The following is a 22,896-nucleotide window of genomic DNA, read 5'->3' on the forward strand; positions in this document are numbered from 1 at the left end:
TTTCGAAAGCAGTACCTAGAGCCGTGTGAGAAAACAGGCACTGATGAGGACATTGAGTTCAAGGAATGAACAGATGGAAACGGGGTAGACGCAAGGACTAACGCAGCCGCTGACTGATCACCTTCGAGACGCCGTCGCCCTGCATGGAGACGCCGTACAGCGCGTCGGCGACCTCCATCGTCCGCTTCTGGTGCGTGATCACGATGAGCTGCGAGGCTTCCTGCAGCTCCTGCATGATGCGGATCAGCCGCTGGAGGTTGGTGTCGTCGAGGGCGGCCTCGACCTCGTCCATGACGTAGAACGGGCTGGGCCGCGCCTTGAAGATCGACACCAGCAACGCTACGGCCGTGAGGGACCGCTCGCCACCGGAGAGCAGGCTGAGCCGCTTGACCTTCTTTCCGGGCGGCCGCGCCTCGACGTCCACGCCGGTGGTGAGCATGTTGTCGGGGTCGGTCAGGATCAGCCGCCCCTCGCCGCCCGGGAAGAGCCGGCTGAAGACGCCCTCGAACTCCCGTGCGGTGTCCCGGTAGGCCTCGGTGAAGACCTGCTCGACGCGCTCGTCGACCTCCTTCACCACCTGCAGCAGGTCGGCGCGGGTCTTCTTCAGGTCCTCCAACTGCTCGCTGAGGAACTGGTGCCGCTCCTCCAGCGCCGCGAACTCCTCCAGCGCGAGCGGATTGACCTTGCCGAGCTGCTGGTACGCCCGCTCGGCCGCCCTGAGCCGCTTCTCCTGCTCGGCCCGGTGGAACTGCTTCGGCTGGTTGCGCGGATGCCCCGGGTCCTCGGGCAGCTCCTCGCCCTCGGCCGGCGGAGAGGGGGGTACGAGCTGGTGGGGGCCGTACTCCTCGACCAGACCCGCCGGTTCGACTCCGAGCTCCTCCAGCGCCTTGGTCTCCAGTTGCTCGATCCGCATCCGCTTCTCGGCGCCGAGCACCTCACCCCGGTGGACGGAGTCGGTCAGCTTGTCGAGCTCGGCCTTGAGGTCGCGGCCGGTGTTCCGCGCGACGGTCACCTCCCGTTCGCGCAGCGCCTTGGCGGTCTCGGCGGCGGTCCGCTCCGCGTCCGCGCGCGCGAGGGACACCTCGACGTGCGCGAGTAGCTGCCGCGCTCCGGAGGCGACCGCCTCGGCCACGGCGGCCTCGTGCCGCAGCCGGGCCCGCCGCTGTTCGGCACGCGCGCGTGCGTCCCGCTCCGCGCGGGCGGCCCGGTCGAGGGAATCGGCACGGCCGGCGAGACCCTTGACCCGCTCCTCGTGGGTACGGACCTGGAGACGGGCCTCCATCTCGGTCTGGCGGGCGTTGGCACCGTCGGCGGCGAGACGGTCCCGTACCGACGTGTCGGGCTCCTCCTCGACCGGCATCTCCTCGGCGACGGCGAGACGTTCGGCGAGTTCCTCGACCTCTTCGAGCGCCTTCTCCAGCGCGTCCTGCGCCCGGGCGGCCGCCGCGGTGGAGCGCTCGGCCTCACCGGCGGCGCCCTTCGCCTGGCCGGAGAGGCGGCCGAGCTGCTGGGCCACGGCCGACTTCTCACGATCCGCGGCGCGGCGGCGCTCTCCGAGTTCCTCGACCTGGGCAGCCGCTGCTTTTCGCTGCTCCACGGCGGTGTGCTGGGCCTCGGTGAGTTCCTCGCAGCGGATCGCGAGCTCTTCGAGTTGCGCTGCGGCCTCATCCACGGAGGCCTGTACTTCGAGGAGGCTGGGGGCGCCCGCGGAACCGCCGTGGGCGAAGTGGGCGCCGAGCAGGTCGCCTTCGGCCGTCACGGCGGTGAGGTGGGGGTTGGCGTAGACGAGGTCCTCGGCGTCTTCGAGGGTGCCCACGACGACGATGCCGTGGAGCAGGCGACCGACGGCGGGCATGAGGTCGGAGGGAGCGCGGACCAGATCTGCCGCGTGCTGATGAGCGGCATCCGCGGGTCCGTCGTGGCTGGTCGCGCAGTTCCCCGCGCCCCTGGGCAGGTCCGACTCCCCGGCGACGAGCAGTGACGCTCTGCCGCCGTCCTGCTTCCGCAGCAGGCGGATCGCTTCTGCCGCTGCCGACGGGGAAGTCACCGCGAGGGCGTCCGCCGCCGCGCCGAAGGCTGCCGCCAGCGCAACCTCGTGGCCCGGCGTCACCGTCAGGAGTTCCGCCGCCGGACCCAGCAAGCCGGTGAGGCGGTCCTTCGCGCCCAGGAGCGCTCCCGTGCCGTCCTTCCTCCGCAACCCCAGCGCCAGTGCCTCATGCCTCGCCTGCGTCGCCGCGCGTCTGCGTTCCGCCGCGGTGGCCGCCTCCCGGGCAGCCGTCAGTGCGGCCTCCGCCTCGGCGAGCTGCCGCTTGGCCGCGTCATGCCGCTCGGCCAGTTCCGCGTCACCCGCGTCGAGTCCTTCCACCTCGGCCTGCAGGGCCTCGTACTCCTCCTGCGCGGCGAACGCCCGCTCCTGGGCCTCGTCCCGAGCGGCGGCCAGGCGGTCGATCTCGGCCTGGGCCGAGGCGGCGCGGGAACGGGCCGCGTTGACCTGACCGCTGAGACGGGCGAGCCCCTCCCGGCGGTCGGCGATGGCCCGGGCCACGTCCTTCAGACGCCGTTCCTCCTGGGCGAGCTCGCGCTCCAGTTCGGCGCGGTGCGCGACCGTGTCCTCCAGAGCCCGCTCGGCCGCCTCCAGGGCGGCCTCCAGCTCGGCCTCCTGCTCGCGGATACGGGCGGCCTCGCGTTCCATGTCCTCGGGGTCGCGGCCCCGCCGTTCCTCGGGCGGCGCCGAGGTGGCGCTCTTCACGCGCGCGTCGGCCAGCGAGATCGTGCCGCGCACCCGCTCGGCGAGCTGGGAGAGCTCGTACCAGGTCTGCTGGGCGCGCTGGAGCCGGGGCGTGAGCTGCCGTACCTCGTCCTCCAGAAGGGCCTCGCGCTGGAGGGCCTTCTTCAGCTCCTGTTCGGCGGCCTCCTTGCGCTCCTTCAGCGCGGCCTCGTCCGCGACCTCGGCCTGCAGCGCCTGCCGCAGTCGTACGAGATCGTCGGCGAGCAGCCGGAGGCGGGCGTCGCGCAGGTCGGCCTGGATGACGGCGGCCCGGCGAGCGACCGCGGCCTGTCTGCCGAGCGGCTTGAGCTGGCGCCTGAGTTCGTCGGTGAGGTCCTGCACGCGCGCGAGGTTGGCCTGCATCGCGTCCAGCTTGCGCAGCGCCTTCTCCTTGCGCTTGCGGTGCTTGAGGACGCCGGCGGCCTCCTCGATGAAGGCGCGGCGGCCGGTCGGGTCGGCGTGCAGGACGGAGTCGAGCTGGCCCTGGCCGACGATGACGTGCATCTCGCGGCCGATGCCGGAGTCGGACAGGAGTTCCTGGATGTCCAGGAGACGGCAGGTGTCGCCGTTGATCTGGTATTCGCTGCCGCCGTTGCGGAACATGATCCGCGTGATGGTGACCTCGGCGTACTCGATGGGCAGGGCCCCGTCGGAGTTGTCGATGGTCAGGGACACCTCGGCGCGGCCCAGCGGCGGGCGGCCGGTGGTGCCGGCGAAGATGACGTCCTCCATCTTGCCGCCGCGCAGCGACTTGGCGCCCTGCTCGCCCATGACCCAGCTGAGCGCGTCCACGACGTTGGACTTGCCCGAGCCGTTCGGACCGACCACGCATGTGATCCCCGGCTCGAACCGGAGCGTGGTCGCCGAGGCGAACGACTTGAACCCTCGGAGGGTCAGGGCCTTGAGGTGCACGGCGCTGGACTCTACCTTCCGGGGGTGTCTCACTCCATGAACGTGCTGTTGCCCGCGGTTTCACCGTTGAACGTGGAGGGCACACCAAACGTTAAGAGAGTGAAAGGGTGCACGGGGGCAAGAAAGAAGGGACGCCGAAGCGTCCCTTGCAAACTCTGACAACTTACTTAGCGGTTGATACAGGCCGCCCGACCACTGCGTGAGCTGTCGTGGAGCGATGCAGCGATCAGGTGAGCGCAGGCTCCGCCTGGTGTGCGTCGATGCTCTCCATGATCCTGTCGTGAGAAGCGGCAGCCGCGAGCGCGTCGTTCTCCGCCTGGATCCGTACGAGCTCGGATTCCAGGTCCTGGACGCGCTGCTGGAGCCGTCGCATCTCGGCGAGGAGTCGAGGGTCCGAGCCGCCGACGTAACCGAGAAGCGCCTTTGCCATGATGGATGGTCCTCCACACTGAGTGACCGACCGATGCGGTGTGGGTCGTGAGGGATTCGCACCCGCGGTGCTTGACACTCTTTAGTTCGTGCTGCCGTTCTTCCATGCCAAACAGCTAAGGTGCGCGGGGTGCTTTCAGCGTCTCACCAAAAAGTTTGACGGTCAACACGATCACGCCCCGTATTGGTGGCAACCCGCGCCGGCGCGGCCTGAGAACGGCGGCGCTGCGGCTCCCTCGGGACCCCGGGGGCGTGACGATCATTCTTAGGCCGGGAGCCTGCCACGGCCTGGGCTTCTTGGCAACCACCTGGGCCTTTCTGCTTCCGGCAGGTGCCCGCGGCATGCCCCCGCGCTCCCACCCCGCCCGCTTTACAGAAACGGCTCAGCGGATGGCGAAGCCGTCGTAACCCCCGCGAGGTGTGTCCCAGATCTCGGTGACGCCGTCGACGCGGCCGGGCGTGTCGTCGCCCAGGAGCCAGTCGAGGAGCTCCTGGCAGCCTTTCCGCGGACCTTCCGCGACCACTTGGACGCGTCCGTCGTCCAGATTGAGAGCAAAACCACTCAGGCCGCCGATCTCCAGCGCCTTGGCCCGCGTGAACCAGCGGAAACCCACACCTTGGACGCGTCCACGCACCCAGGCGACCAGTCGTACATCCTCGCTCATGAGTGCAACCTAACCGGCCAATGTCTCTCCCGGCACTCCTTCATCTGGCGGCATGCGGTACTGTCCGCTGCCAATGAATCTCATACGAAACTCACTCGATGGTGTGGGTTTTGTAACTTTGGTTGACCGGGGGGACGTGTCGACCTCAAGCACAGACGAGGAAGGCAAGGACATGGGACGCCACCGACGCTCCGCCGCCGGCCGCGCCGCCACGGGCCGCGCCACGGGGGTCACACCGACGCACAGCTCCTACGGGAGCGGATACGACCCGCAGGACTCGTACGACTTCACCTCGGCGGCCACCACGATCCACCCGGCCCACGAGGACGCCGACCCCTACGCGCGCAGTGACGCCTACCTGTTCGCGTCGGAGGAGGAGTACGCGCTGTACCGGGGCGAGGGCTACACGCCCGCCGACGGTCCGCGCCGGGGCGGCTCGCACCGCCGACGCAAGAGGAACCTCGTGACGCCGGTCAAGACCGGTCTGCTCGGGGTCTCGGCCGCCGTCGCGATCGGCACGGTCGCGGTCGCCACGGGTGTGGTGCCGGGCCTGGACAACTACAAGATCGGCGGCGGCAGCACGACCGGCGGCGATGTGCAGGCGGCCGGCTCGCCGACCAACACCCCCGCCGAGCAGGGTGGCACCTCCGGCAGCGCCGACGGCCGCGAGGACGGCTCGTCGACGAGCCGGGACGCCGAGCGCGCCTCCTCCCCCTCGCCGGCCCCGTCGACCTCGACCTCGACGGCCGCGCCGACCGAGAAGCCGACCAAGAAGCCGGCGGCCACCCCGAGCGAGAAGCCGGAGACGACCCCTTCACAGAAGGAGCGGGAGCCGGCGAAGAAGGAGACCACCGCGCCGGTGGAGGTCTCCACGGAGGCCGCGGCCGCTGCCCAGGTGCTGGAGCTCGTCAACGTCGAGCGGGCGAAGGTCGGCTGCAGCCCGGTCGCCGCCAACAGCGCGCTGGCCGACCTGGCCGGGGCCTTCAGCAAGGCCATGGCCGACCAGGGCTTCTTCGACCACACCGACCCGAGCGGCGCCACCCCGTGGGACCGCGCGGCCAAGGCCGGAATCACCACTCTCGGCGGCGAGAACATCGCCCGGGGCCAGTCCGACCCGGCCGCGGTCATGGAAGCCTGGATGAACAGCCCCGGCCACAAGGCCAACATCCTGAACTGCGACTTCAAGACGCTGGGCGTGGGCGTGCAGTTCGGTCCGGGCGGCCCCTGGTGGACCCAGGACTTCGGGTACTAGGAGTGACACCGGGACAGGTTGCGCTAACTTCTGGTTAGTGCAACCTGCCAGTTAGTGCTGTCTTCCAGTACGCTCGAGATATGGACACCACGCAGCAGCCCCCGGAGGCGCGGGACCTCCCGTACGACGTGTTCGCCAAGGCCTGCCCCTCGCGCGGCACCCTGGAGCACGTGACGGGCCGCTGGGGCGCACTGACCCTCGGCGCCCTGTACGAGGGCTCGCTGCGCTTCAACGAACTGCGCCGCCGCGTCGACGGCGTGAGCGAGAAGATGCTCTCCCAGACGCTCCAGGGCCTGGAGCGCGACGGCCTGGTGCACCGCGAGGCCCAGCCCACCAACCCGCCCCGCGTCGACTACGAGCTGACCCCCCTGGGCCACGAGGTCGCCGAGCGCCTCCTGGACCTCATCCGCTTCGTCGAGGGCCGCATGGACGACGTCCTCGCCGCCCGCGAGCGTTACGACGTGACGCGCGGCGCCCGCTGACACCTCGGGCAGAAGTAGCTGGACCGGTTCATCCAGGGCCGTCGGCGCATCGGCGTACCGCACCGCTTGCACGGCAGCCCCTCACGGCCGTACGCGTCCAGGGACCGGTCGAAGTACCCCGACTCGCCGTTGACGTTGACGTACAGGCTGTCGAAGCTGGTGCCGCCGACCGCGAGGGCCGCGTTCATCACATCCCTTACGTGGCCCAGGAGTTCGGCCGTGCGGGGGCGCGTGAAGTTCGCGGTGGGGCGCTCGTAGTGGATGCGGGAGCGCCAAAGGGCCTCGTCCGCGTAGATGTTGCCGACTCCGCTGATCAACGACTGGTCCAGCAGGGCCCGTTTGATGGTGGAGCGCTTGCGGCGCAGGGCCTGGTGGAAGGCCTCGTCGTCGAAGAGCGGGTCGAGGGGGTCGCGGGCGATGTGCGCGATGACGTCGGGCAGGCCGTCGGGGGTGTTGTCGTGCAACGACAGTCCGCCGAAGGTGCGTTGGTCGACGAAGCGGAGCTCGGTGTCGACCTCGTCCGCGAACCTCATCCGGATCCTGAGGTGCTTCTCGTCGGGCGCGGCATGCGGCTGCACCAGGAGCTGGCCGCTCATCCCGAGGTGGGCCAGGACCGACTGGTCCGTGTCCTCCAGGGGCAGCCAGAGGTACTTCCCGCGGCGGCTGGGAGTGCCGACGCGATGGCCCTTGAGGCGGTGCGCGAAGTCGTCGGCACCGGCGAGGTGACGGCGCACCGCACGCGGGTGCAGCACCTCGACCTCGGCGACCGTGCGGTGGGCGACCCACCGCTCGAGGCCACGCCGTACGACCTCGACCTCGGGCAACTCGGGCATGGGACTCCCCCGTCACGGACCGGTGATGAGCGGAGCGCCCGCCCCGGTGTTCTGGGGCAGGCGCTCGGCTGCGCTGTTCTTCCAGACGCGCTGGGTGCTTCCCAGGCGTCAGGCGGAGACGGACGACGGACCTTCGTCGTCGTCCTCGGCGGCTTCGACGACCTCAACGACCTCAACGGCCTCGACGGCCTTCTCGGCCACCGCCTTGGCGCGCTCGTCCGCGGCGGTCCGGATGGACCTCCAGGCGGACTCCGCGGCCTGCTGCTCCGCCTCCTTCTTGCTGCGGCCGGTGCCGGTGCCGTACGAGACGCCTCCGACGCGGGCGGCAGCAGTGAAGGTCTTCTCGTGATCGGGGCCGGTCTCCGTGACCAGGTACTCGGGTACGCCGAGTCCTTCGGTCGCGGTGAGCTCCTGGAGACTGGTTTTCCAGTCCAGGCCGGCACCGAGGTTCGAGGACTTCTCGATCAGTGGATCGAAGAGCCGGTGGACGAGCTCGCTCGCCGCCTCGAGACCCTGGTCGAGATAGACCGCGCCGATCACCGCTTCGAGGGTGTCGGCGAGGATGGATGCCTTGTCCCGGCCGCCTGTGCCCTCTTCACCACGGCCGAGCCGGATGAAGGAACCCAGGTCGAGCCCGCGGCCGACCTCCGCCAGCGCACGCGAGTTGACCACCGCGGCCCGCAACTTGGCCAGTTGGCCTTCGGGCAGGTCGGGGTGGGTGTTGTACAGCGTGTCCGTGACCACGAGGCCGAGCACGGAGTCCCCGAGGAACTCCAGACGCTCGTTGGTCGGCAGACCGCCGTTCTCGTACGCGTAGGAACGGTGGGTCAGCGCACGCACCAGAAGGGCGGACTCGAGCTTGTACCCGAGCCGCCCTTCCAACAGCGTGTGGGACGAGGCCTGGTTGTCGCCCGAGTTCTTCTTCGGCGTGGACACAGTGCCTCTCACCAGCCGCTCAGACCTCGAGGACCTGGCGCTTGTTGTAGGTGCCACAAGCGGGGCACGCGATGTGCTGCAGCTTGGGCTCGTGGCAGCGCTCGCACGCAACCAGGGTGGGGACCGCAGCCTTCCACTGCGACCGGCGGTGGCGCGTGTTGCTGCGCGACATCTTCCGCTTCGGAACAGCCACGGCTACTTCTCCTGCTTCTCGTTGGCGGGCGCCGATCGAGGCGCTTCGCCACTCATCTCGTCCTTCTCGCCGTCTTCGAGTGAACCGGCGAGTCCCTGCAGTGCCGCCCAACGGATGTCGACGGCGTCATGGTGGTGGTCCGGGTCGTCCGCCAGCCGCGCTCCGCACTCGGAGCACAGGCCGGGGCAGTCGTCCTGGCACACCGGCTGCATCGGCAGTGCGAGCACCACCGCATCACGCAGCACGGGTTCGAGGTCGAACAAGCCGTCCTCGATGAAGAGCCTGTCCTCGTTTTCTGCGGATTCCTCGGCGTCGTCGGCCGGTTCCGCTTTCACGCGGCCACGGTCGTCGGCGTCGGGGTACGAGAACATCTCCTGGAAGTCCGCTTCGAGCGCCAGCTCAAGCGGCTCCAGACACCTTACGCACTCCCCCTCGGCCTGTGCACGGGCGGTGCCTGTGACAAGCACCCCTTCCATGACCGACTCGAGTCGGAGTTCGAGCTCGACCGGGGCGCCTTCCGGCACTCCGATCACTCCCTGGATGCCGAGATCCTTGGGAGCGTCGATCTCACGGGTCAGGCGCTGCAGCGCGCCAGGACGCCGCCCCAGCTCATGTGTGTCGAACACGAGAGGGTTGCGGTGGTCGAGGCGAGCGTTGGGAGCCATTCCTGCTTTCGATCTTCGAGCTCAGAGGGACGCCGCCCTTCGGTGCTTCCCGGGCAGCGTTGATCGCGGACGTACACGCGACCGAAGAGCCAGGATACTGGACCTTTCGCTCACGGCCCAATCCGGTGGTCCCTTACTGGCCGCGACCCTGCTCGTACGCCCTCAACTGCTCCGGTGTGATCATGCCGGTGTCGAAGAGGCTGGTCTCGTCGAGGGCGTAGCTCTGCTGGGACTGGTGCTGCTGGGCCTGCTGCTGATCGTAGGCGGCCTGCTGCTGGTCGTAGCCCTGGTAGGCGTAGGGGTCGGCCTGCTGGTAGCCGTACTGGTCCTGCTGGGCGTACGGGTCGGGCTGCTGCTGGTAGCCCGCGTAGGCGTCGGTCTGCTGCTGGTAGCCGTACGCCAGCTGCTGGGCGTAGTCCGGTTGCTGGGGCTGCTGCTCGGCCTGGGCCCGGGCGTCCTGCTCCGCGAGGGCGGTGAGGTCGGCCAGGTAGTCGGCGTCGCTGGAGTGCTGGACGGTGGCGGTGTTGTCGCCGAGGGCGCCGAGGTCGTCGGAGGCGATACGGCCGTGCAGCTTCTGGCGGCCGCGGCCCACCGCCTCCAGGGTCTTGGCGAGGACCGCCTCGAAGGCCCCGAGCTTGGCGTCGACGTAGGAGTCGGCGTCCTTGCGCAGGGTCTCGGGGTCGTGGCTGCGCTCGGGGGCGTCCTCGTCCTCGTAGCCGTTCTCGTCGAGGCCCGGGCCGGTGCCGAGGAGCTTCTCGCGGCCGCGGCCCACCGAGCCGAGGGTCTTGGTGAGGACGACCTCGAAGTTGGCGAGCTTGGAGTCGACGTAGTCGTCGGCCTCCGCGCGGACCTCCTCGGCCTCCTGGCGGGCCTCGTTCAGGATCCGGTCGGCCTCGGCCTGGGAGCGGCGGGCGATCTCGGTGTCGGAGATCAGGGAGCCGCGCTCGGCGTGGGCCGTGGAGATGATCCGCTCGGCCTCCTGGCGGGCCTGCTCGACCATCTGCTCACGGTCGCCGATCAGCTCCTGCGCCTGCGCGAGGGAGCCGGGCAGGGCCTGGCGCAGCTCTTCGAGCATCGCGAGCAGTTCGGCGCGGTTGACCATCACCGAGGCCGACATGGGCATCGACCGGGCGCCGGAGACCGCGGCGACGATCTCGTCGAGCTTCTTCTGCACGTCCACCTGTGCTCGCCACTCTCTAAAGCCGTGTTGGAGACGGACGGGACGACTGTAGCCCCATCAGCCCTTCCGGAGGCGCTCGTTCAGGGCTTCGAGGACCCTCGGGGGCACCAGGTGGGAGACGTCTCCGCCCCAGGTGGCGACCTCCTTGACGAGCGAGGAGGACAGGAAGCTGTAGGTGGGGTTGGTCGGCACGAAGAGGGTCTCGACACCGCTCAGGCCGTTGTTCATCTGGGCCATCTGGAGCTCGTAGTCGAAGTCGCTGACCGCGCGCAGGCCCTTGACGATGGCCGGGATGTCGCGCTCCTTGCAGTAGTCGACGAGCAGGCCGTGGAAGGCCTCGACGATCACGTTGCCGTACTCGGCGGTGACCTCGCGGATCAGGCCGATCCGCTCGTCGATCTCGAACAGGCCCTTCTTGGACTTGTTGATCATCACCGCGACGTAGACCTCGTCGTACAGTCTGGAGGCGCGGGAGATGATGTCGAGGTGTCCGTTGGTGATCGGGTCGAACGACCCGGGACAGACGGCGCGGCGCACTTGAGATCCCTCGCTCTCCGGTCCGGTCATCGTGCGTCTTCGCACGTAGAGGCGGCGCGACCGTACCAAAACGTTCCCTCGCCGTAGCGACGGGCCTTGACCGCCTCGAAACCCGGCGGCCAGGCGAATTCACCGCCTCTGGTGCTGCGCTCAACGGTGACCAGGGCTTCCGGCGCGAGCCAGTGTTCCGAGCGGAGTGTGAGGAGAATCTCGCGAAGATCGTGGTCCGTGACCCGGTACGGGGGGTCCAGGAAGACGAGGTCGTACGGCTGTGCCGGCGCCCCTGTCCGGATGATCTGTTCGGCCTTGCCCGCGCGGACCTCTGCGCCGGGTAGGCCCAGGTTCTTGACGTTCTCGCGGATCGTGCGGGCCGCTCGGGCGTCGGCCTCGACCAGGAGGGTGTGGCCCGCGCCGCGGGAGAGGGCTTCGAGGCCGACCGCGCCCGATCCGGCGTAGAGGTCGAGGACCCGTTCGCCCGACAGGGGGCCGCCCAGTAGGGACTGCCAGGTGGAGAAGAGGCCTTCGCGCGCGCGGTCCGAGGTGGGACGGGTTCCGTTGCCCGGCGGGACGGCCAGGCGGCGTCCGCCGGCTCTGCCCGCGATCACGCGCGTCATCTTCGGTCCTTGTTCGGGGGACGGTTACGGATCCAGTTTCTCAGCCCTTCTCCAGGTACTGCTCCCTCTCCTCGTCCAGGAGTGCGGCCAGGGCCGTGCGCAGGCCGGGAAGGGATGTCAGCTCCGGGTCGGCCTCCACCACCGCCGTCGCCTCCTCCCTCGCCTCCGCGATGATCTCCTCGTCCTCGATCACGGCGAGGACCCGCAGGGAGGTACGGGCGCCTGACTGCGCCTGGCCCAGCACATCGCCCTCGCGGCGCTGTTCCAGGTCGATGCGGGAGAGTTCGAAGCCGTCCAACGTCGACGCCACCGCGTTCAGCCGCTGGCGGGCCGGGCTCGCCTCGGGCATCTCCGAGACCAGGAGGCACAGGCCCGGCGCCGAACCACGGCCGACCCGGCCGCGCAACTGGTGGAGCTGGGAGACGCCGAAGCGGTCGGCGTCCATGATGACCATCGCCGTGGCGTTGGGGACGTTGACGCCGACCTCGATGACCGTGGTCGCGACCAGGACGTGGGTCTCGCCGGCGGCGAAGCGGCGCATGACCGCGTCCTTGTCGTCGGGGTGCATACGGCCGTGCAGCACCTCGACCCTCAGGCCGTTGAGCGGACCCTTGGTGAGCTGGTCGGCGATGTCCAGGACGGCCAGCGGCGGGCGCTTCTCGGCCTCGTCCTCCGGGGACTTCTTCCTGGCGGACTTCTTGGGGTCGCCGGGCTCGTCGACGTCGTCACCGATGCGGGGGCAGACGACGTAGGCCTGGTGGCCGTTCTCCACCTCCTCGCGGACGCGCTCCCAGGCGCGGGTGAGGAAGTGGGGCTTGTCGGCGGCGGGCACCACATGGCTGGCGATCGGGGAGCGGCCGGCCGGCAGCTGGTCGAGGACGGAGGTCTCCAGGTCGCCGAAGACCGTCATGGCGACCGTGCGCGGGATGGGGGTGGCGGTCATGACGAGGAGGTGGGGCGGCTGTTTGCCCTTGCCGCGCAGGGCGTCCCGCTGCTCCACGCCGAAGCGGTGCTGCTCGTCGACCACGACCAGGCCCAGGTCGTGGAACTGCACCTTGTCCTCGATCAGCGCGTGGGTGCCGATCACGATCCCGGCCTCACCGGTGACCAGATCCAGCATCGCCTGCCTGCGCGCGGCCGTCCCCATCGACCCGGTGAGCAGCACGACCTTGGTGGCGTGCTCGGATCCGCCCAGCATTCCGCCCTCGGCGAGCTCGCCCATCATCTCGACGATCGAGCGGTGGTGCTGCTGCGCGAGCACCTCGGTGGGGGCCAGCATGGCGGCCTGCCCACCCGCGTCGACGACGGCGAGCATGGCGCGCAGAGCCACCAGCGTCTTTCCCGAGCCCACTTCCCCCTGGAGCAGCCGGTGCATCGGATGGTCGGTCGCCAGGTCGTCGAAGATCTCCTTGGAGACCTTCTGCTGGCCGTCGGTGAGGGTGAAGGGCAGGCGGTCGTCGAAGGCCGAGAGCAGGCCGTCGGGAGCGGGTTTCCGCGGCACTGCCGGGAGTTGGGCGTCCGCGTGGCGGCGGCGGGCGAGGGCGACCTGGAGGACGAAGGCCTCGTCCCACTTGAGGCGGGCGTGGGCGTCGGCGATGTCGGCCTTGGTGTGCGGGCGGTGGATCTTCAGGAGGGCCTCGGGAAGGGGGACCAGGCCGCGACCCTCGCGGAGGGACTCCGGGAGGGGGTCGACCGCCTCCTGCGCGCTCGGCAGGACCGTCTGGATCGCCTTGCCGATCTTCCAGGACTCCAGTTTGGCGGTGGCGGGGTAGATCGGGATCAGGGCGCCCGCCCAGGACTCGACGGTCTCCGCTGCCTCGTCTTCGGCACCTCGCAGCAACTCGTAGGCCGGGTGCGCCAGTTGGAGGCGGCGGTTGAAGAGGGAGACCTTTCCGGCGAACAGCGCGCGGGTGCCCGGCAGGAGTTCCTTGTGGGGCTTGTGCACGCCGGCGCCGAAGAAGACCAGTTGGAGGCGGCCGCTGCCGTCCGTGATGGTGACCTCCAGCCGCTGCCCCTTGCCGCGCGGCGCCCTGGCGGAGGCGAAGGTGTGCAGGCGGGCGTCGGCGACCTGGGCGACCACGGTGACGTGCTCGTCCATGGGCAGGTCGGCGAGGTGCGTGAGCTGTCCCCGCTCCTCGTATCTGCGCGGGTAGTGGTGCAGGAGGTCGCCGACGGAGTGCAGGCCGAGGTGCTCGGCCATCACCTTCGCGGTGGCGGGGCCGAGCACCTTCTTCAACGGTTCTTCCAGTGCGGGCACGAGATCCATTGCACACCACACCACTGACATTGCCGTATACATACCGGGAAACCCCTGGTCAGACGGCTGGTTGGGGGCATACGATGGCGCGCTCCGGCCATCCGCCCGCGGTCACCGCCCCACCCGGGACCGCCCGACCCCGCGCCGCGCGAACGTTCCCCCCACCGGCGCTGCGACGATGGATTCCCAGACCTCACAGTCACAGACACCCCAGGTGCCTCAGCAACCTCATACGTTCCAGGTCGACCTGCGCGGTCTGGTGGACCTCCTCTCCCATCACCTCTACTCCAGCCCCAAGGTCTACCTCCGCGAGCTGCTCCAGAACGCGGTGGACGCGATCACGGCCCGGCGGGCCGAGCAACCGGACGCCCCGGCCCGTGTGCGGTTGTACGCCGAGGAAGGCACCCTGCGGGTCGAGGACTCCGGGGTCGGCCTCACCGAGGCGGACGTGCACGACCTGCTGGCCACCATCGGACGCAGTTCCAAGCGGGCCGAGGGAGTTCAGGAGGTCCGCTCCGACTTCCTCGGGCAGTTCGGCATCGGTCTGCTGGCGTGCTTCGTGGTCGCCGAGCGGATCCGCGTGGTCAGCCGCAGCGCCCGCACGCCGGACGCGCCGCCCGTGGAGTGGACGGCGAGCGACGACGGTTCGTACCGGGTGCGGACGCTGCCCCACGACGCCCGTCCGGAGCCGGGCACCACCGTGCACCTGGTGGCGCGGGCCGGGGCCGGCGAGTGGCTCTCGCCCGAGCGGGTGCTGCGGCTCGCCCGGGACTTCGGCTCCCTGCTGCCGTACGACGTCCGGGTCGGCGACGAGGCGGTCACCGATCTGCCCGCGCCCTGGGACCGGCCCTACCCCTCCCCCGCCACCCGCCGGGTGGCCCTTGCCCGGCACTGCCACGAGCTGTTCGGCTTCACCCCGCTGGACTCGATCGAGCTGAACGTTCCGCTGGCCGGGATCCGCGGGGTGGCGTACGTCCTGCCCTCGGCGGTCAGTCCCGCCCAGCGGGCCACCCATCGCGTGCACCTCAAGGGCATGCTGCTGACCGAGCGGGCCGAACAGCTGCTGCCGGACTGGGCGTTCTTCGTGCGCTGTGTCCTGGACACCGACAGCCTGCGGCCCACGGCCTCGCGCGAGTCGCTGTACGAGGACGAGACCCTGGCCGCCGTGCGGGAGGCGCTCGGGGAACGGATCCGGTCCTGGCTGACGGGGCTCGCCGCCGGGGACCCGGAGCGGCTCGCGGCGTTCCTGGCCGTGCACCACCTGGGCGTGAAGTCGCTCGCCCGGCACGACATGGACATGCTGCGCACGATGCTGCCCTGGCTGCCGTTCGAGACCACCGACGGGCGGCTGTCCCTGGAGGAGTTCGCGCAGCGGCACGCGGTCGTGCACTTCACGCGGACCGTCGAGGAGTACCGCCAGGTCGCGCCGATCGCCTCCGCCCAGGGCGTCGGCGTGGTCAACGGCGGCTACACCTACGACAGCGACCTGGTCGAGGCGCTGCCCTCGGTGCGCCCGGGCACGGTCGTCGCCGAGCTGGACGCGGACACCGTCACCGCCCACATGGACCTGGTCGATCCGGCCGAGGAGCTCGCCCTGTCCGGCTTCCTCGCGGCCGCGCGGGCCAGGCTGGACCCGCTGGGCTGCGATGTCGTCCTGCGGGCCTTCCGGCCGCTGTCCGTGCCCGCGCTGCACCTGGACGACCGCGACGCCCGGCACGAACAGGCTCGGGCGGAGGCCGAGGACCAGGCGGACGACCTGTGGGCGGGCATCCTCGGCTCGCTGCGCGGCAGCGCCCCACGCGCGCGTCTCGTGCTCAACCATCTCAACCCGCTGGTACGGCGGATCGGTTCACTGGGCGACCCGGAGCTGATGGGCACCGCCACCGAGTCCCTGTACGGACAGGCGCTCTTGATGGCCCAGCGACCGCTGAGGCCCGCTGACTCGGCGCTGCTGAACCGGGCCTTCATCGGCCTGCTGGAGTGGGCCACGAACGGCGAGGAGGGCCGCTGATGAGCGGAGTCGAGTCGAACGCGGCCTTCGACGCGCTGCGCCTGGCGATGGCGGAGAACGCCGAGGAGCCGGAGGGGCCCGCCCGCAACGCGCGCGCGGAACAGCTGCTCGCCGAGGCCGAGAAGCTGAACATCCCCCTGGCGGTGATCGAGGCGCTCGGACACCAGTTGAAGGTCTACAACTACAGCTCCGAGAAGGCCAAGATGTTCGTCCCCTTCGCGCGGCTGCTGCGCATGTGGGACGAGCGCCCGGAGGACTTCGACGAGTACGAGACGCACTCGCTGCACTGGGTCTTCAAGTGGATGACGGCCGGCATGCTGGACCAGCCGCACATCCCGCTCGCCGCCATGGAGAAGTGGCTCGGCGAGATGGAGCACCGCTACCGGCTGGCCGGGCACTCCGAGCGGGCCGTGCGCAGCGCCGAGTACAGCGTGGCCGCGCACGTCGGGGACCTGGAGCGGGCCGAGCGCGCCTACGCCGCGTGGCTGGCCGCCGACCGGGACGGCATGGCCGACTGCCACGCCTGCGAGCTGCACGAACAGGGCTGGTGGCAGTCGCAGCACGGTCGGGACGAGGAGGCGCTCGATCTGTGGGCGCCGGTCCTGGAGGGCGAGTTCACCTGCGCCCACGAGCCGCACGCGGTCCTCGCCTCCTCCCTGAAGCCCTTGCTGCGCCTGGGCCGGCTCGACGAGGCGCGCGCCAACCATCTGCGCGGCTTCCGGCTCGTGCGGTCCATGGAGAGCATGCGCGGCGCCTACGCGGACCACGTCGAGTTCTGCGCGCTCAGCGGCAACGAGGCACGCGCCCTGGAGCTGCTCGCGGAGCGTCCCGCGTACTTCACGGACGACGGCCATCCACGCAGCAGGCTGGACTTCACGGCCGTGGTGGCCCTGCTGATGGACCGGCTGACCGAGCTGGGCCCGGGCGACCGGCCGGTGCCGGGGCCCGCGGGCCGGTCCTGGACCGCGGCCGAACTCGCCGCCCACGCGCGCGAGGAGGCCCTCGCGCTGGCCGCCCGCTTCGACCAGCGCAACGGCACGACCCACGTCAGCGAACGGGCACGCGCGCGTATGGCGCAGCGCCCGCTGGTGGAGCGGCTGCCGCTGGGGGTACGGGCGGTCCGCACGGCCGCCGCTCCCGTGCCCGTGTCTCCGGCCCCCGTGACCGCCCGGGAACCCGATCTGCCCGCGCTGGTCGCCGAGGCCCGGCGGCTGTCGGACACCCTCCAGCCGAACGCCGTGGAGGCGTGGGCGGCGGTCGCCCGGGCCGCCGAGGGCGTCGAACTGGACCCGCGCGACCGGGCGGAGATCGCCGACCACGAGGCCATGGACCGGGGCCCCGAGGGCCTCGAACTGTTCGAGCGCGCCGCCGAGTTGTACGCGGAGGCGGGCGACCCGGGCGAGGCCCTTGCCGCACGCGCGCGTGCCGCGTACGTCCGCGCGCTGGCGGGCGAGGTGGACACGGCGCTCGCGGCGGTCGCCGGTCCGTACGACGAGGTCCTCGCGCTCTACTCCGGCGACGACACGGGCGTCCCGCAGACGGCGTCGGTACTGATGAGCCGGGCCCGGATCCTGATGCGGCGGGTGCACGAGAGTGAGGACGAGGCGTTCCTGACCGACGCCGAGTCGGCCGTACGGGAGGTGCTCGCCCTCGTCGAGGGGCGGACCGGGGACGATGTGCGGCTCGCCGCGCGGGTCGCCGAGGCGCGGGCGATGCTGGCGGAGCTGGCCTCGCGGACCGGGGACCTGCCCGGGGCGACCGAGCTGTTCACCCGGGCCGCGGCGGGGTTCGTGGCCGCGGGCGTGCCGTGGTTCGCGGTGGAGTACGAGGCCAGGCTGGCCGGGCTCCTGCACCACCTGGGCGACCTGGACGGCACGGAAGGGGCGCTGCGGGCGGCCCTGGAGCACGGTGGGCCGCACCTGGAGGCGGTGGGGCGGGCCCAGCTGCATCTCCAGCTCGCCGAGGTCGTCGGCGGCCGGGGGCTCGCCGAGGAGGCCGCCGAGCACGCCCTGGAGGCCGCTCACTGGGCCGACGAGGCCGGTGAGGGACCGACGCTGGGTGCCCTGGCCCGGCACCAGCTCGGCGGGTTCCTGCTGCGTCTCGGCCGGTGGGCCGAGGCCGCGGAGGTGCTGGAGTCGGCGCTGCCCGACCTGAGCGCGGAGAGGCACGGCGAGGGGACGGTCGTACAGACGCAGTGGTGGCTCGGCGACTGTCTGAGCGAGCTGGGCGAGCACCGGGAGGCGGCCGAACGGCGTCTTCAGGCCGCCGAGATCGCCCGGCAGTGGCCCGAGCAGCACGACCACGCCACGCTCGCCCACCTCGCCGCCGAGTCCCTGGGGGCCGCGGGGCTGCCCGTCGAGGCCGACCGGGCGTACGCGCGCGCGGGCGCTCTGTGGCGTCAGCTCGACAATGTGCACGGCCTCGTGCGCTCCCTGCGAGCCCGCGCCTGGCTCGCGCTGCGCGCGGAGGACGGGGCGGGCGCGGCACGGGCGTTGATGGCGGACGCGGTCCGCGAGTGCGATGTCGCCCTGGGGGACGCGCGGGCCGACGAGGAGGCGCGCCGGCGGCTCGTCGGGGAACTCGGGCACACGCACCGGCAGTTCGGGGACCTGCTCGCTCGTTCGGTGCCCGACGACGCCGAGGACGATGCGATCCGGGCGGTGCTGGAGGAGGCGCTGGCCCAGGTGGTGGAGGCGGTCGTCGTGTTCGCCTCGCTCGGGGACGACGCCCTGGACGCCCGGACCGGTGCCGAACTCGCGGCGGGCTGGCTGGCGGCCGACCTGAGCCGACCGGCGGAGGCGGCAGCACGCGCGCGTGCCGTGCTCGACGCCTACGGCGACGCGGACGGGGCCGACGACACGGCACGGACGCGGCGGGCCGAGGCGGAGCAGATGCTGGGGCTCATGGCGGGACAGGACGGCTGATCGCCCGAAGGTTCTACTCGACCCGCCCGAAGGTTCTACTCGACCCCGATGAGCAGCACGGCCCCCTGCCGTCCGCCCCGGTACACCACCGTGTCCACGGCGAGGTACGACTCCCGTACCCGCGTCTCCAGGTGCTCGGCGACGGACTCGGGGGCCTCGTCGCCGAGGACCAGGGTGACCAGCTCGCCGCCGGCCGAGAGCATGCGGTCCAGGACGGTCTCGGCGGTGACGGTGACGTCCGAGCCGATCACGGCCACGTCCCCGTCGATGAGTCCGAGGACGTCACCGGCCTGGCAGATGCCGGCCATGGTCCAGGACTGGCGTTCGGCGACGGCGACCTCGGCGTAGCGGGTCGCGCCGGCCGCCGAGGTCATCTGGACGACGTCCTCGTCGAACCGGCGCTCCGGCTCGTGCACGGCGAGGGCCGCGATGCCCTGGACCGCGGAGCGGGTTGGGATCAGCGCGACCCGGATGCCCTCCGTGCGGGCCTGCTCGGCGGCGGCGGCCGCGGTGTGCCGCAGGTCGGCGTCATTGGGCAGCAGCACCACCTCGCGCGCGTGGGCCCGCCGTACGGCCTCCACGAGCTCCCCGCTCGCGGGCGGCTCCCCGGGACGGGCGAGCACCGTGGTCGCTCCCGCCTCGGTGTACAGCCCTGCCAGGCCCTCACCGGGCACGACGGCGACGACGGCCCGCTGGGCGCGTTCGCGGGGCGGCCGTTCGGCACCGGTGGTGTGCACGTCACCGAGGCCGAAGTGCGTGATGCGGATCCGGTACGGCCGTCCGGCCTCGACACCCGCCTCCACGGCGGCGCCCGCGTCGTCGACGTGCACGTGGACGTTCCACAGTCCGTCGCCGCCGACCACCACGAGGGAGTCCCCGAGCCCGTCGAGCCGCTGCCGCAGCCGTGCGACGGCGGTGTCGTCGGCCTCCAGGAGGTAGATCACCTCGAAGGCGGGGCCTCCGGTGGCCGGGGCGTCGGCGCACTCCTCGGGGGCGTCGGCGGGGGCTCCGGGGGAGGTGGTGGGGACCTCGGCGGAGTCCGCGGAGGACGTCAGGTCCGGATCGCCCGCCACGCGCGCGTGCCCCGTCTCGCTCACGACCGGCACCGCCCTGGGCACCTCCCCCGTGAACGTCTCCACCAGCGCCCCCAGCACCGCCACGAGCCCCCGCCCGCCGGCGTCCACCACTCCGGCCCGCTCCAGGACGGCGAGCTGGCCGGGTGTCGCGGCGAGGGCGGCGCGCGCCCCCTCGTAGGCGGCCCGGGCGACCGTCCCGCAGTCGCCCTCCGCTGCCCCGGCCGCGTCGGCGGCGGCCGAGGCGACCGTGAGGACCGTGCCCTCGACGGGGTGGGCCACGGCCTGGCGGGCGGAGTCGGCCGCGTGCCGCAGGGCGAGCCGGAGTCCCGCGCCGTCCGTGTGAGCCGTCTCACCGTCGGCGGCCAGCACCTGGGCCATGCCGCGCAGGAGCTGGGCGAGGATCGTGCCCGAGTTCCCGCGGGCGCCTATGAGGGCTCCGTGCGCCATCGCGTGCGCGGCGTCGGCGAGGGCCGGTTTCCCCGAGTCGTGGGCGTCATGGGCCTCGAAGACGGCCTCCACCGCGGCGGCGGCCGACTCCGCGGTCAGATACAGGTTGGTGCCGGTGTCCCCGTCGGCGACGGGATAGACGTTGATCGCGTCGATCTCCTCGCGCGCCCGACCCAGCGCCCGCAGCGCGAGGCCGCACCAGGTGCGCACCGCGAGAGCATCGAAGAATGTCTGCGGCACCTGCGCCACCTGCGCCTCCTCGGGCTGCTGGACTGGACGCAGCGTAGACCCAGGGCCGGTGCCCGCCGGAAGAGGGCCGGGAGCGAGTGCCTGGTCAACCATGGTAGTTTCGTTCTACTGGCGCAGTCGTTGTATGCTGCTCCGGTTGCCCGATCCCGATCGGGCCATTCCCCCTGGCAGCGCCACTCAGATCTCTGATCCTACGATCTCGATCCCGGCATGCCGGGATCCGACCGTAAGTGCATCTGAAGTCTTTGGAGTGACCCGTGGCTGCCAACTGCGACGTCTGCGGCAAGGGGCCGGGCTTCGGCAACAACATCTCGCACTCGCACCGCCGTACGTCCCGTCGCTGGAACCCGAACATCCAGCGCGTCCGTACCGTGGTCGGCGGGACGCCGAAGCGCGTGAACGCTTGCACCTCGTGCATCAAGGCCGGCAAGGTCTCGCGCTGACGCACAGCTAAGCGCGCGGCCACTGCTGGTTCGCTGCACTGAGCCGGTCCACCTCACGGTGGGCCGGCTTTTTGCGCTGCCCTGGAGCGACCGGGACCGGCTACTGGCAACCGCCCTGAAGGACCGTCCGTCGCTCCTGGTCGGGGACGAACGTCAAGCTGCCGGAGTACCCGGCGTGGAACCCCTCCGCAGCGCCCAGGCGTGGTCCACGGGTCCGATGCCGCCGCCGAGGGCGAACCCGGCGCTGATCGCGCCGGTGACGTACTCCTTGGCGGCGGTCACCGCCTCCGGCACGGAGTGTCCCTTCGCGAGCTGCGAGGCGATCGCTGAGGCGAGGGTGCAGCCGGTGCCGTGGGTGTGCCGGTTGTCGTGGCGGGGCGCGCGCAGCCAGTGTTCGGCGGAGCCGTCGGTGAGCAGGTCGACGGCGTCACCCGGGAGATGGCCCCCCTTGACGAGCACCCACTTCGGTCCGTACGACAGGACGGCCCGGGCTGCCTCGCGCAGGTGGGACTCCGACTCGACCCGCACACCGGTGAGTTGGGCCACCTCGTCGAGGTTGGGGGTGGCCACGGTGGCCACCGGAAGCAGCAGTCGCCGTACGGAGTTCAGAGCCGACGAGGCCAGCAGCGAGTCGCCGTGCTTGGAGACGCCGACCGGGTCGATCACGGCCGGGGCGTCCGTGGCGCCGATCAACTCGGCCACCGCCTCGACGAGTTCGGCCGAGGCGAGCATCCCGGTCTTGACGGCCTGGACGCCGATGTCGTCGACGACGCTGCGGTACTGGGCCCGCACCGCCTCCACCGGCAGCTCCCAAGCGCCCTGCACGCCGAGGGAGTTCTGCGCGGTGACTGCGGTGACGACGCTCATGCCGTGCACGCCGAGCGCGAGCATGGTCTTCAGGTCGGCCTGGATCCCGGCGCCGCCGCCGGAGTCGGAGCCCGCCACCGTGAGCACGAGGGGCTTCATGACTCGATGTCCCCGCCGAAGTGGTCCCAGCCGCCCTTGCTGGTCCAGGGCGCCCCGTCCACCGTCACCTGGGGCAGCGCCGAGGGGTTGAGGACCTCGCCGATCACCTTCCAGCGGGCCGGGAGCTTCACGTCCGGCGGGAAGGTCGCCACGATCGCGTGGTCCTCTCCCCCGGACAGCACCCACTGGATGGGGTCGACACCGACGGCCTGCCCGATGTCGGTCATCTGGGTCGGGATGTCGATGGCGCCGGAGCTGATGTCGATCCGGACCTTGCTGGCCTCGGCGATGTGTCCGAGGTCGGCGATCAGCCCGTCGCTCACGTCGCACATCGCGGTCGCGCCGAGCGCGGCGGCGGCCGGGCCCGCGTGGTACGGCGGCTCGGGGCGCCGATGCGCCTCGACGAACGCGCGCGGCGAGCGGAACCCGCGGGAGAGCACCGCGTACCCGGCCGCCGACCAGCCCAGCCAGCCGGTCACCGCCACCAGGTCGCCGGGCTGGGCACCGGCCCGGGTCACCGGCTCCTGGCCCCGCAGATCACCGAGGGCGGTGATGGAGACCATGATCGTGTCCCCCCGTACGACGTCCCCGCCGACCACCGAGGCGCCCGCGACCTGGCATTCGTCGCGCAGGCCGTCCATGAGCTCCGAGGGCCAGGTCACCGGGAGTTCGGCGGGCACGACCAGGCCGAGCAGCAGGGCGGTCGGCACCGCGCCCATGGCGGCGATGTCCGCGAGGTTCTGCGCGGCCGCCTTGCGTCCGACGTCGTAGGCCGTGGACCAGTCGCGGCGGAAGTGCCGGCCCTCCAGGAGTATGTCGGTGCTCGCCACGACCCTGCGGTCGGGCGCGGCGACCACCGCGGCGTCGTCGCCGGGGCCCACCCGGACCGCCGGGGTGGTGGTGAGACGGGAGGTGAGCTCCCTGATGAGCCCGAACTCGCCGAGCTCACCAACAGTGCCCTTCATTGCCCTTACGCCCCTTCTGTGCCGTGCCGTGCCCGGTCGCGCGTCATCAGTGTCCTCGATACGGTCGAGGGGACCGTGAACTTCTGTCGTGTC

At 71.4% G+C, this 22,896-nt stretch carries 19 protein-coding genes; 5 read left to right on the forward strand and 14 right to left on the reverse strand.

Features of this window, described 5'->3' with window-relative positions; translation table 11 throughout:
• Positions 1-97: 97 nt before the first annotated feature.
• From smc to ABZ098_RS23360, 3 genes are all read right to left on the reverse strand, one after another.
• Positions 98-3,679 (reverse strand): chromosome segregation protein SMC, encoded by a 3,582-nt coding sequence (gene smc / locus ABZ098_RS23350; protein WP_356594083.1) that lies wholly within the window; start codon positions 3,677-3,679, stop codon positions 98-100.
• A gap of 226 nt (positions 3,680-3,905) precedes the next feature.
• Entirely contained in the window at positions 3,906-4,109 is a 204-nt protein-coding gene (locus ABZ098_RS23355; RefSeq protein ID WP_016432419.1) for a hypothetical protein, read from the reverse strand.
• A gap of 382 nt (positions 4,110-4,491) precedes the next feature.
• Complete coding sequence (locus tag ABZ098_RS23360; RefSeq protein ID WP_020120992.1) at positions 4,492-4,773, reverse strand: acylphosphatase; 282 nt, start codon at positions 4,771-4,773, stop codon at positions 4,492-4,494.
• A gap of 172 nt (positions 4,774-4,945) precedes the next feature.
• Here ABZ098_RS23360 and ABZ098_RS23365 point away from each other — a divergent pair, with 172 nt between their 5' ends.
• Positions 4,946-6,025 (forward strand): CAP domain-containing protein, encoded by a 1,080-nt coding sequence (locus ABZ098_RS23365; RefSeq protein ID WP_356594086.1) that lies wholly within the window; start codon positions 4,946-4,948, stop codon positions 6,023-6,025.
• An 80-nt stretch (positions 6,026-6,105) separates the two neighbouring features.
• Positions 6,106-6,507 carry a helix-turn-helix domain-containing protein gene (locus ABZ098_RS23370; RefSeq protein ID WP_356594088.1) on the forward strand — a complete coding sequence of 134 codons (402 nt, stop codon included), beginning with the start codon at positions 6,106-6,108 and terminating at the stop codon, positions 6,505-6,507.
• Here ABZ098_RS23370 and mutM read toward each other — a convergent pair.
• The 8 genes from mutM to recG all read right to left on the reverse strand — a co-directional run bounded on the left by mutM (position 6,480) and on the right by recG (position 13,731).
• Positions 6,480-7,340 carry a bifunctional DNA-formamidopyrimidine glycosylase/DNA-(apurinic or apyrimidinic site) lyase gene (gene mutM / locus ABZ098_RS23375; protein ID WP_356594090.1) on the reverse strand — a complete coding sequence of 287 codons (861 nt, stop codon included), beginning with the start codon at positions 7,338-7,340 and terminating at the stop codon, positions 6,480-6,482. The two genes, ABZ098_RS23370 and mutM, sit on opposite strands and share 28 nt — an antisense overlap.
• A 108-nt stretch (positions 7,341-7,448) precedes the next feature.
• The gene (rnc, locus tag ABZ098_RS23380; protein WP_356594402.1) at positions 7,449-8,276 is read right to left on the reverse strand and encodes a ribonuclease III; all 828 of its coding nucleotides are present in this window, start codon (positions 8,274-8,276) and stop codon (positions 7,449-7,451) included.
• A gap of 19 nt (positions 8,277-8,295) precedes the next feature.
• A complete protein-coding gene (rpmF, locus tag ABZ098_RS23385; RefSeq protein ID WP_006139588.1) occupies positions 8,296-8,469 on the reverse strand; it encodes a 50S ribosomal protein L32 in 174 nt (57 codons plus the stop codon).
• Positions 8,470-8,471: 2 nt separating this feature from the next.
• Positions 8,472-9,134: a DUF177 domain-containing protein gene (locus ABZ098_RS23390; protein WP_356594093.1), complete on the reverse strand. Its 663-nt coding sequence runs from the start codon at positions 9,132-9,134 to the stop codon at positions 8,472-8,474.
• A gap of 133 nt (positions 9,135-9,267) precedes the next feature.
• The gene (locus ABZ098_RS23395; protein WP_356594095.1) at positions 9,268-10,314 is read right to left on the reverse strand and encodes an ATP synthase F0 subunit B; all 1,047 of its coding nucleotides are present in this window, start codon (positions 10,312-10,314) and stop codon (positions 9,268-9,270) included.
• A 57-nt stretch (positions 10,315-10,371) separates the two neighbouring features.
• Entirely contained in the window at positions 10,372-10,851 is a 480-nt protein-coding gene (gene coaD / locus ABZ098_RS23400) for a pantetheine-phosphate adenylyltransferase (RefSeq protein ID WP_356458707.1), read from the reverse strand.
• Between the two features lie 26 nt (positions 10,852-10,877).
• Complete coding sequence (rsmD, locus tag ABZ098_RS23405) at positions 10,878-11,465, reverse strand: 16S rRNA (guanine(966)-N(2))-methyltransferase RsmD (RefSeq protein WP_356594097.1); 588 nt, start codon at positions 11,463-11,465, stop codon at positions 10,878-10,880.
• Positions 11,466-11,505: 40 nt separating this feature from the next.
• Positions 11,506-13,731: an ATP-dependent DNA helicase RecG gene (gene recG, locus ABZ098_RS23410; protein WP_356594099.1), complete on the reverse strand. Its 2,226-nt coding sequence runs from the start codon at positions 13,729-13,731 to the stop codon at positions 11,506-11,508.
• A 169-nt stretch (positions 13,732-13,900) separates the two neighbouring features.
• On the opposite strand from recG, the gene ABZ098_RS23415 reads away from it, so the two are divergent.
• Both ABZ098_RS23415 and ABZ098_RS23420 read left to right on the forward strand, forming a co-directional pair.
• A complete protein-coding gene (locus tag ABZ098_RS23415; RefSeq protein ID WP_356594101.1) occupies positions 13,901-15,733 on the forward strand; it encodes an HSP90 family protein in 1,833 nt (610 codons plus the stop codon).
• Positions 15,733-18,657, forward strand: a complete 2,925-nt coding sequence (locus ABZ098_RS23420) for a tetratricopeptide repeat protein (protein WP_356594103.1) — start codon at positions 15,733-15,735, stop codon at positions 18,655-18,657. The genes ABZ098_RS23415 and ABZ098_RS23420 overlap by 1 nt, the downstream gene beginning before the upstream one ends.
• A gap of 35 nt (positions 18,658-18,692) precedes the next feature.
• Here the strand turns inward: ABZ098_RS23420 and ABZ098_RS23425 are convergent, their stop codons facing one another.
• Entirely contained in the window at positions 18,693-20,429 is a 1,737-nt protein-coding gene (locus ABZ098_RS23425) for a DAK2 domain-containing protein (RefSeq protein ID WP_356594105.1), read from the reverse strand.
• Between the two features lie 257 nt (positions 20,430-20,686).
• Between ABZ098_RS23425 and rpmB the strand changes: the two genes are divergently transcribed.
• Entirely contained in the window at positions 20,687-20,872 is a 186-nt protein-coding gene (gene rpmB / locus ABZ098_RS23430; RefSeq protein WP_003993230.1) for a 50S ribosomal protein L28, read from the forward strand.
• Positions 20,873-21,025: 153 nt separating this feature from the next.
• Here rpmB and thiD read toward each other — a convergent pair whose 3' ends face one another.
• Positions 21,026-21,838, reverse strand: a complete 813-nt coding sequence (gene thiD, locus ABZ098_RS23435) for a bifunctional hydroxymethylpyrimidine kinase/phosphomethylpyrimidine kinase (protein ID WP_356594107.1) — start codon at positions 21,836-21,838, stop codon at positions 21,026-21,028.
• Entirely contained in the window at positions 21,835-22,803 is a 969-nt protein-coding gene (locus ABZ098_RS23440; protein WP_356594109.1) for a thiamine-phosphate kinase, read from the reverse strand. The genes thiD and ABZ098_RS23440 overlap by 4 nt, the downstream gene beginning before the upstream one ends.
• Between the last annotated feature and the right edge of the window lie 93 nt (positions 22,804-22,896).

Origin of the sequence: Streptomyces sp. NPDC006335, from assembly GCF_040612795.1 — a bacterium.
GTDB lineage: Bacteria > Actinomycetota > Actinomycetes > Streptomycetales > Streptomycetaceae > Streptomyces.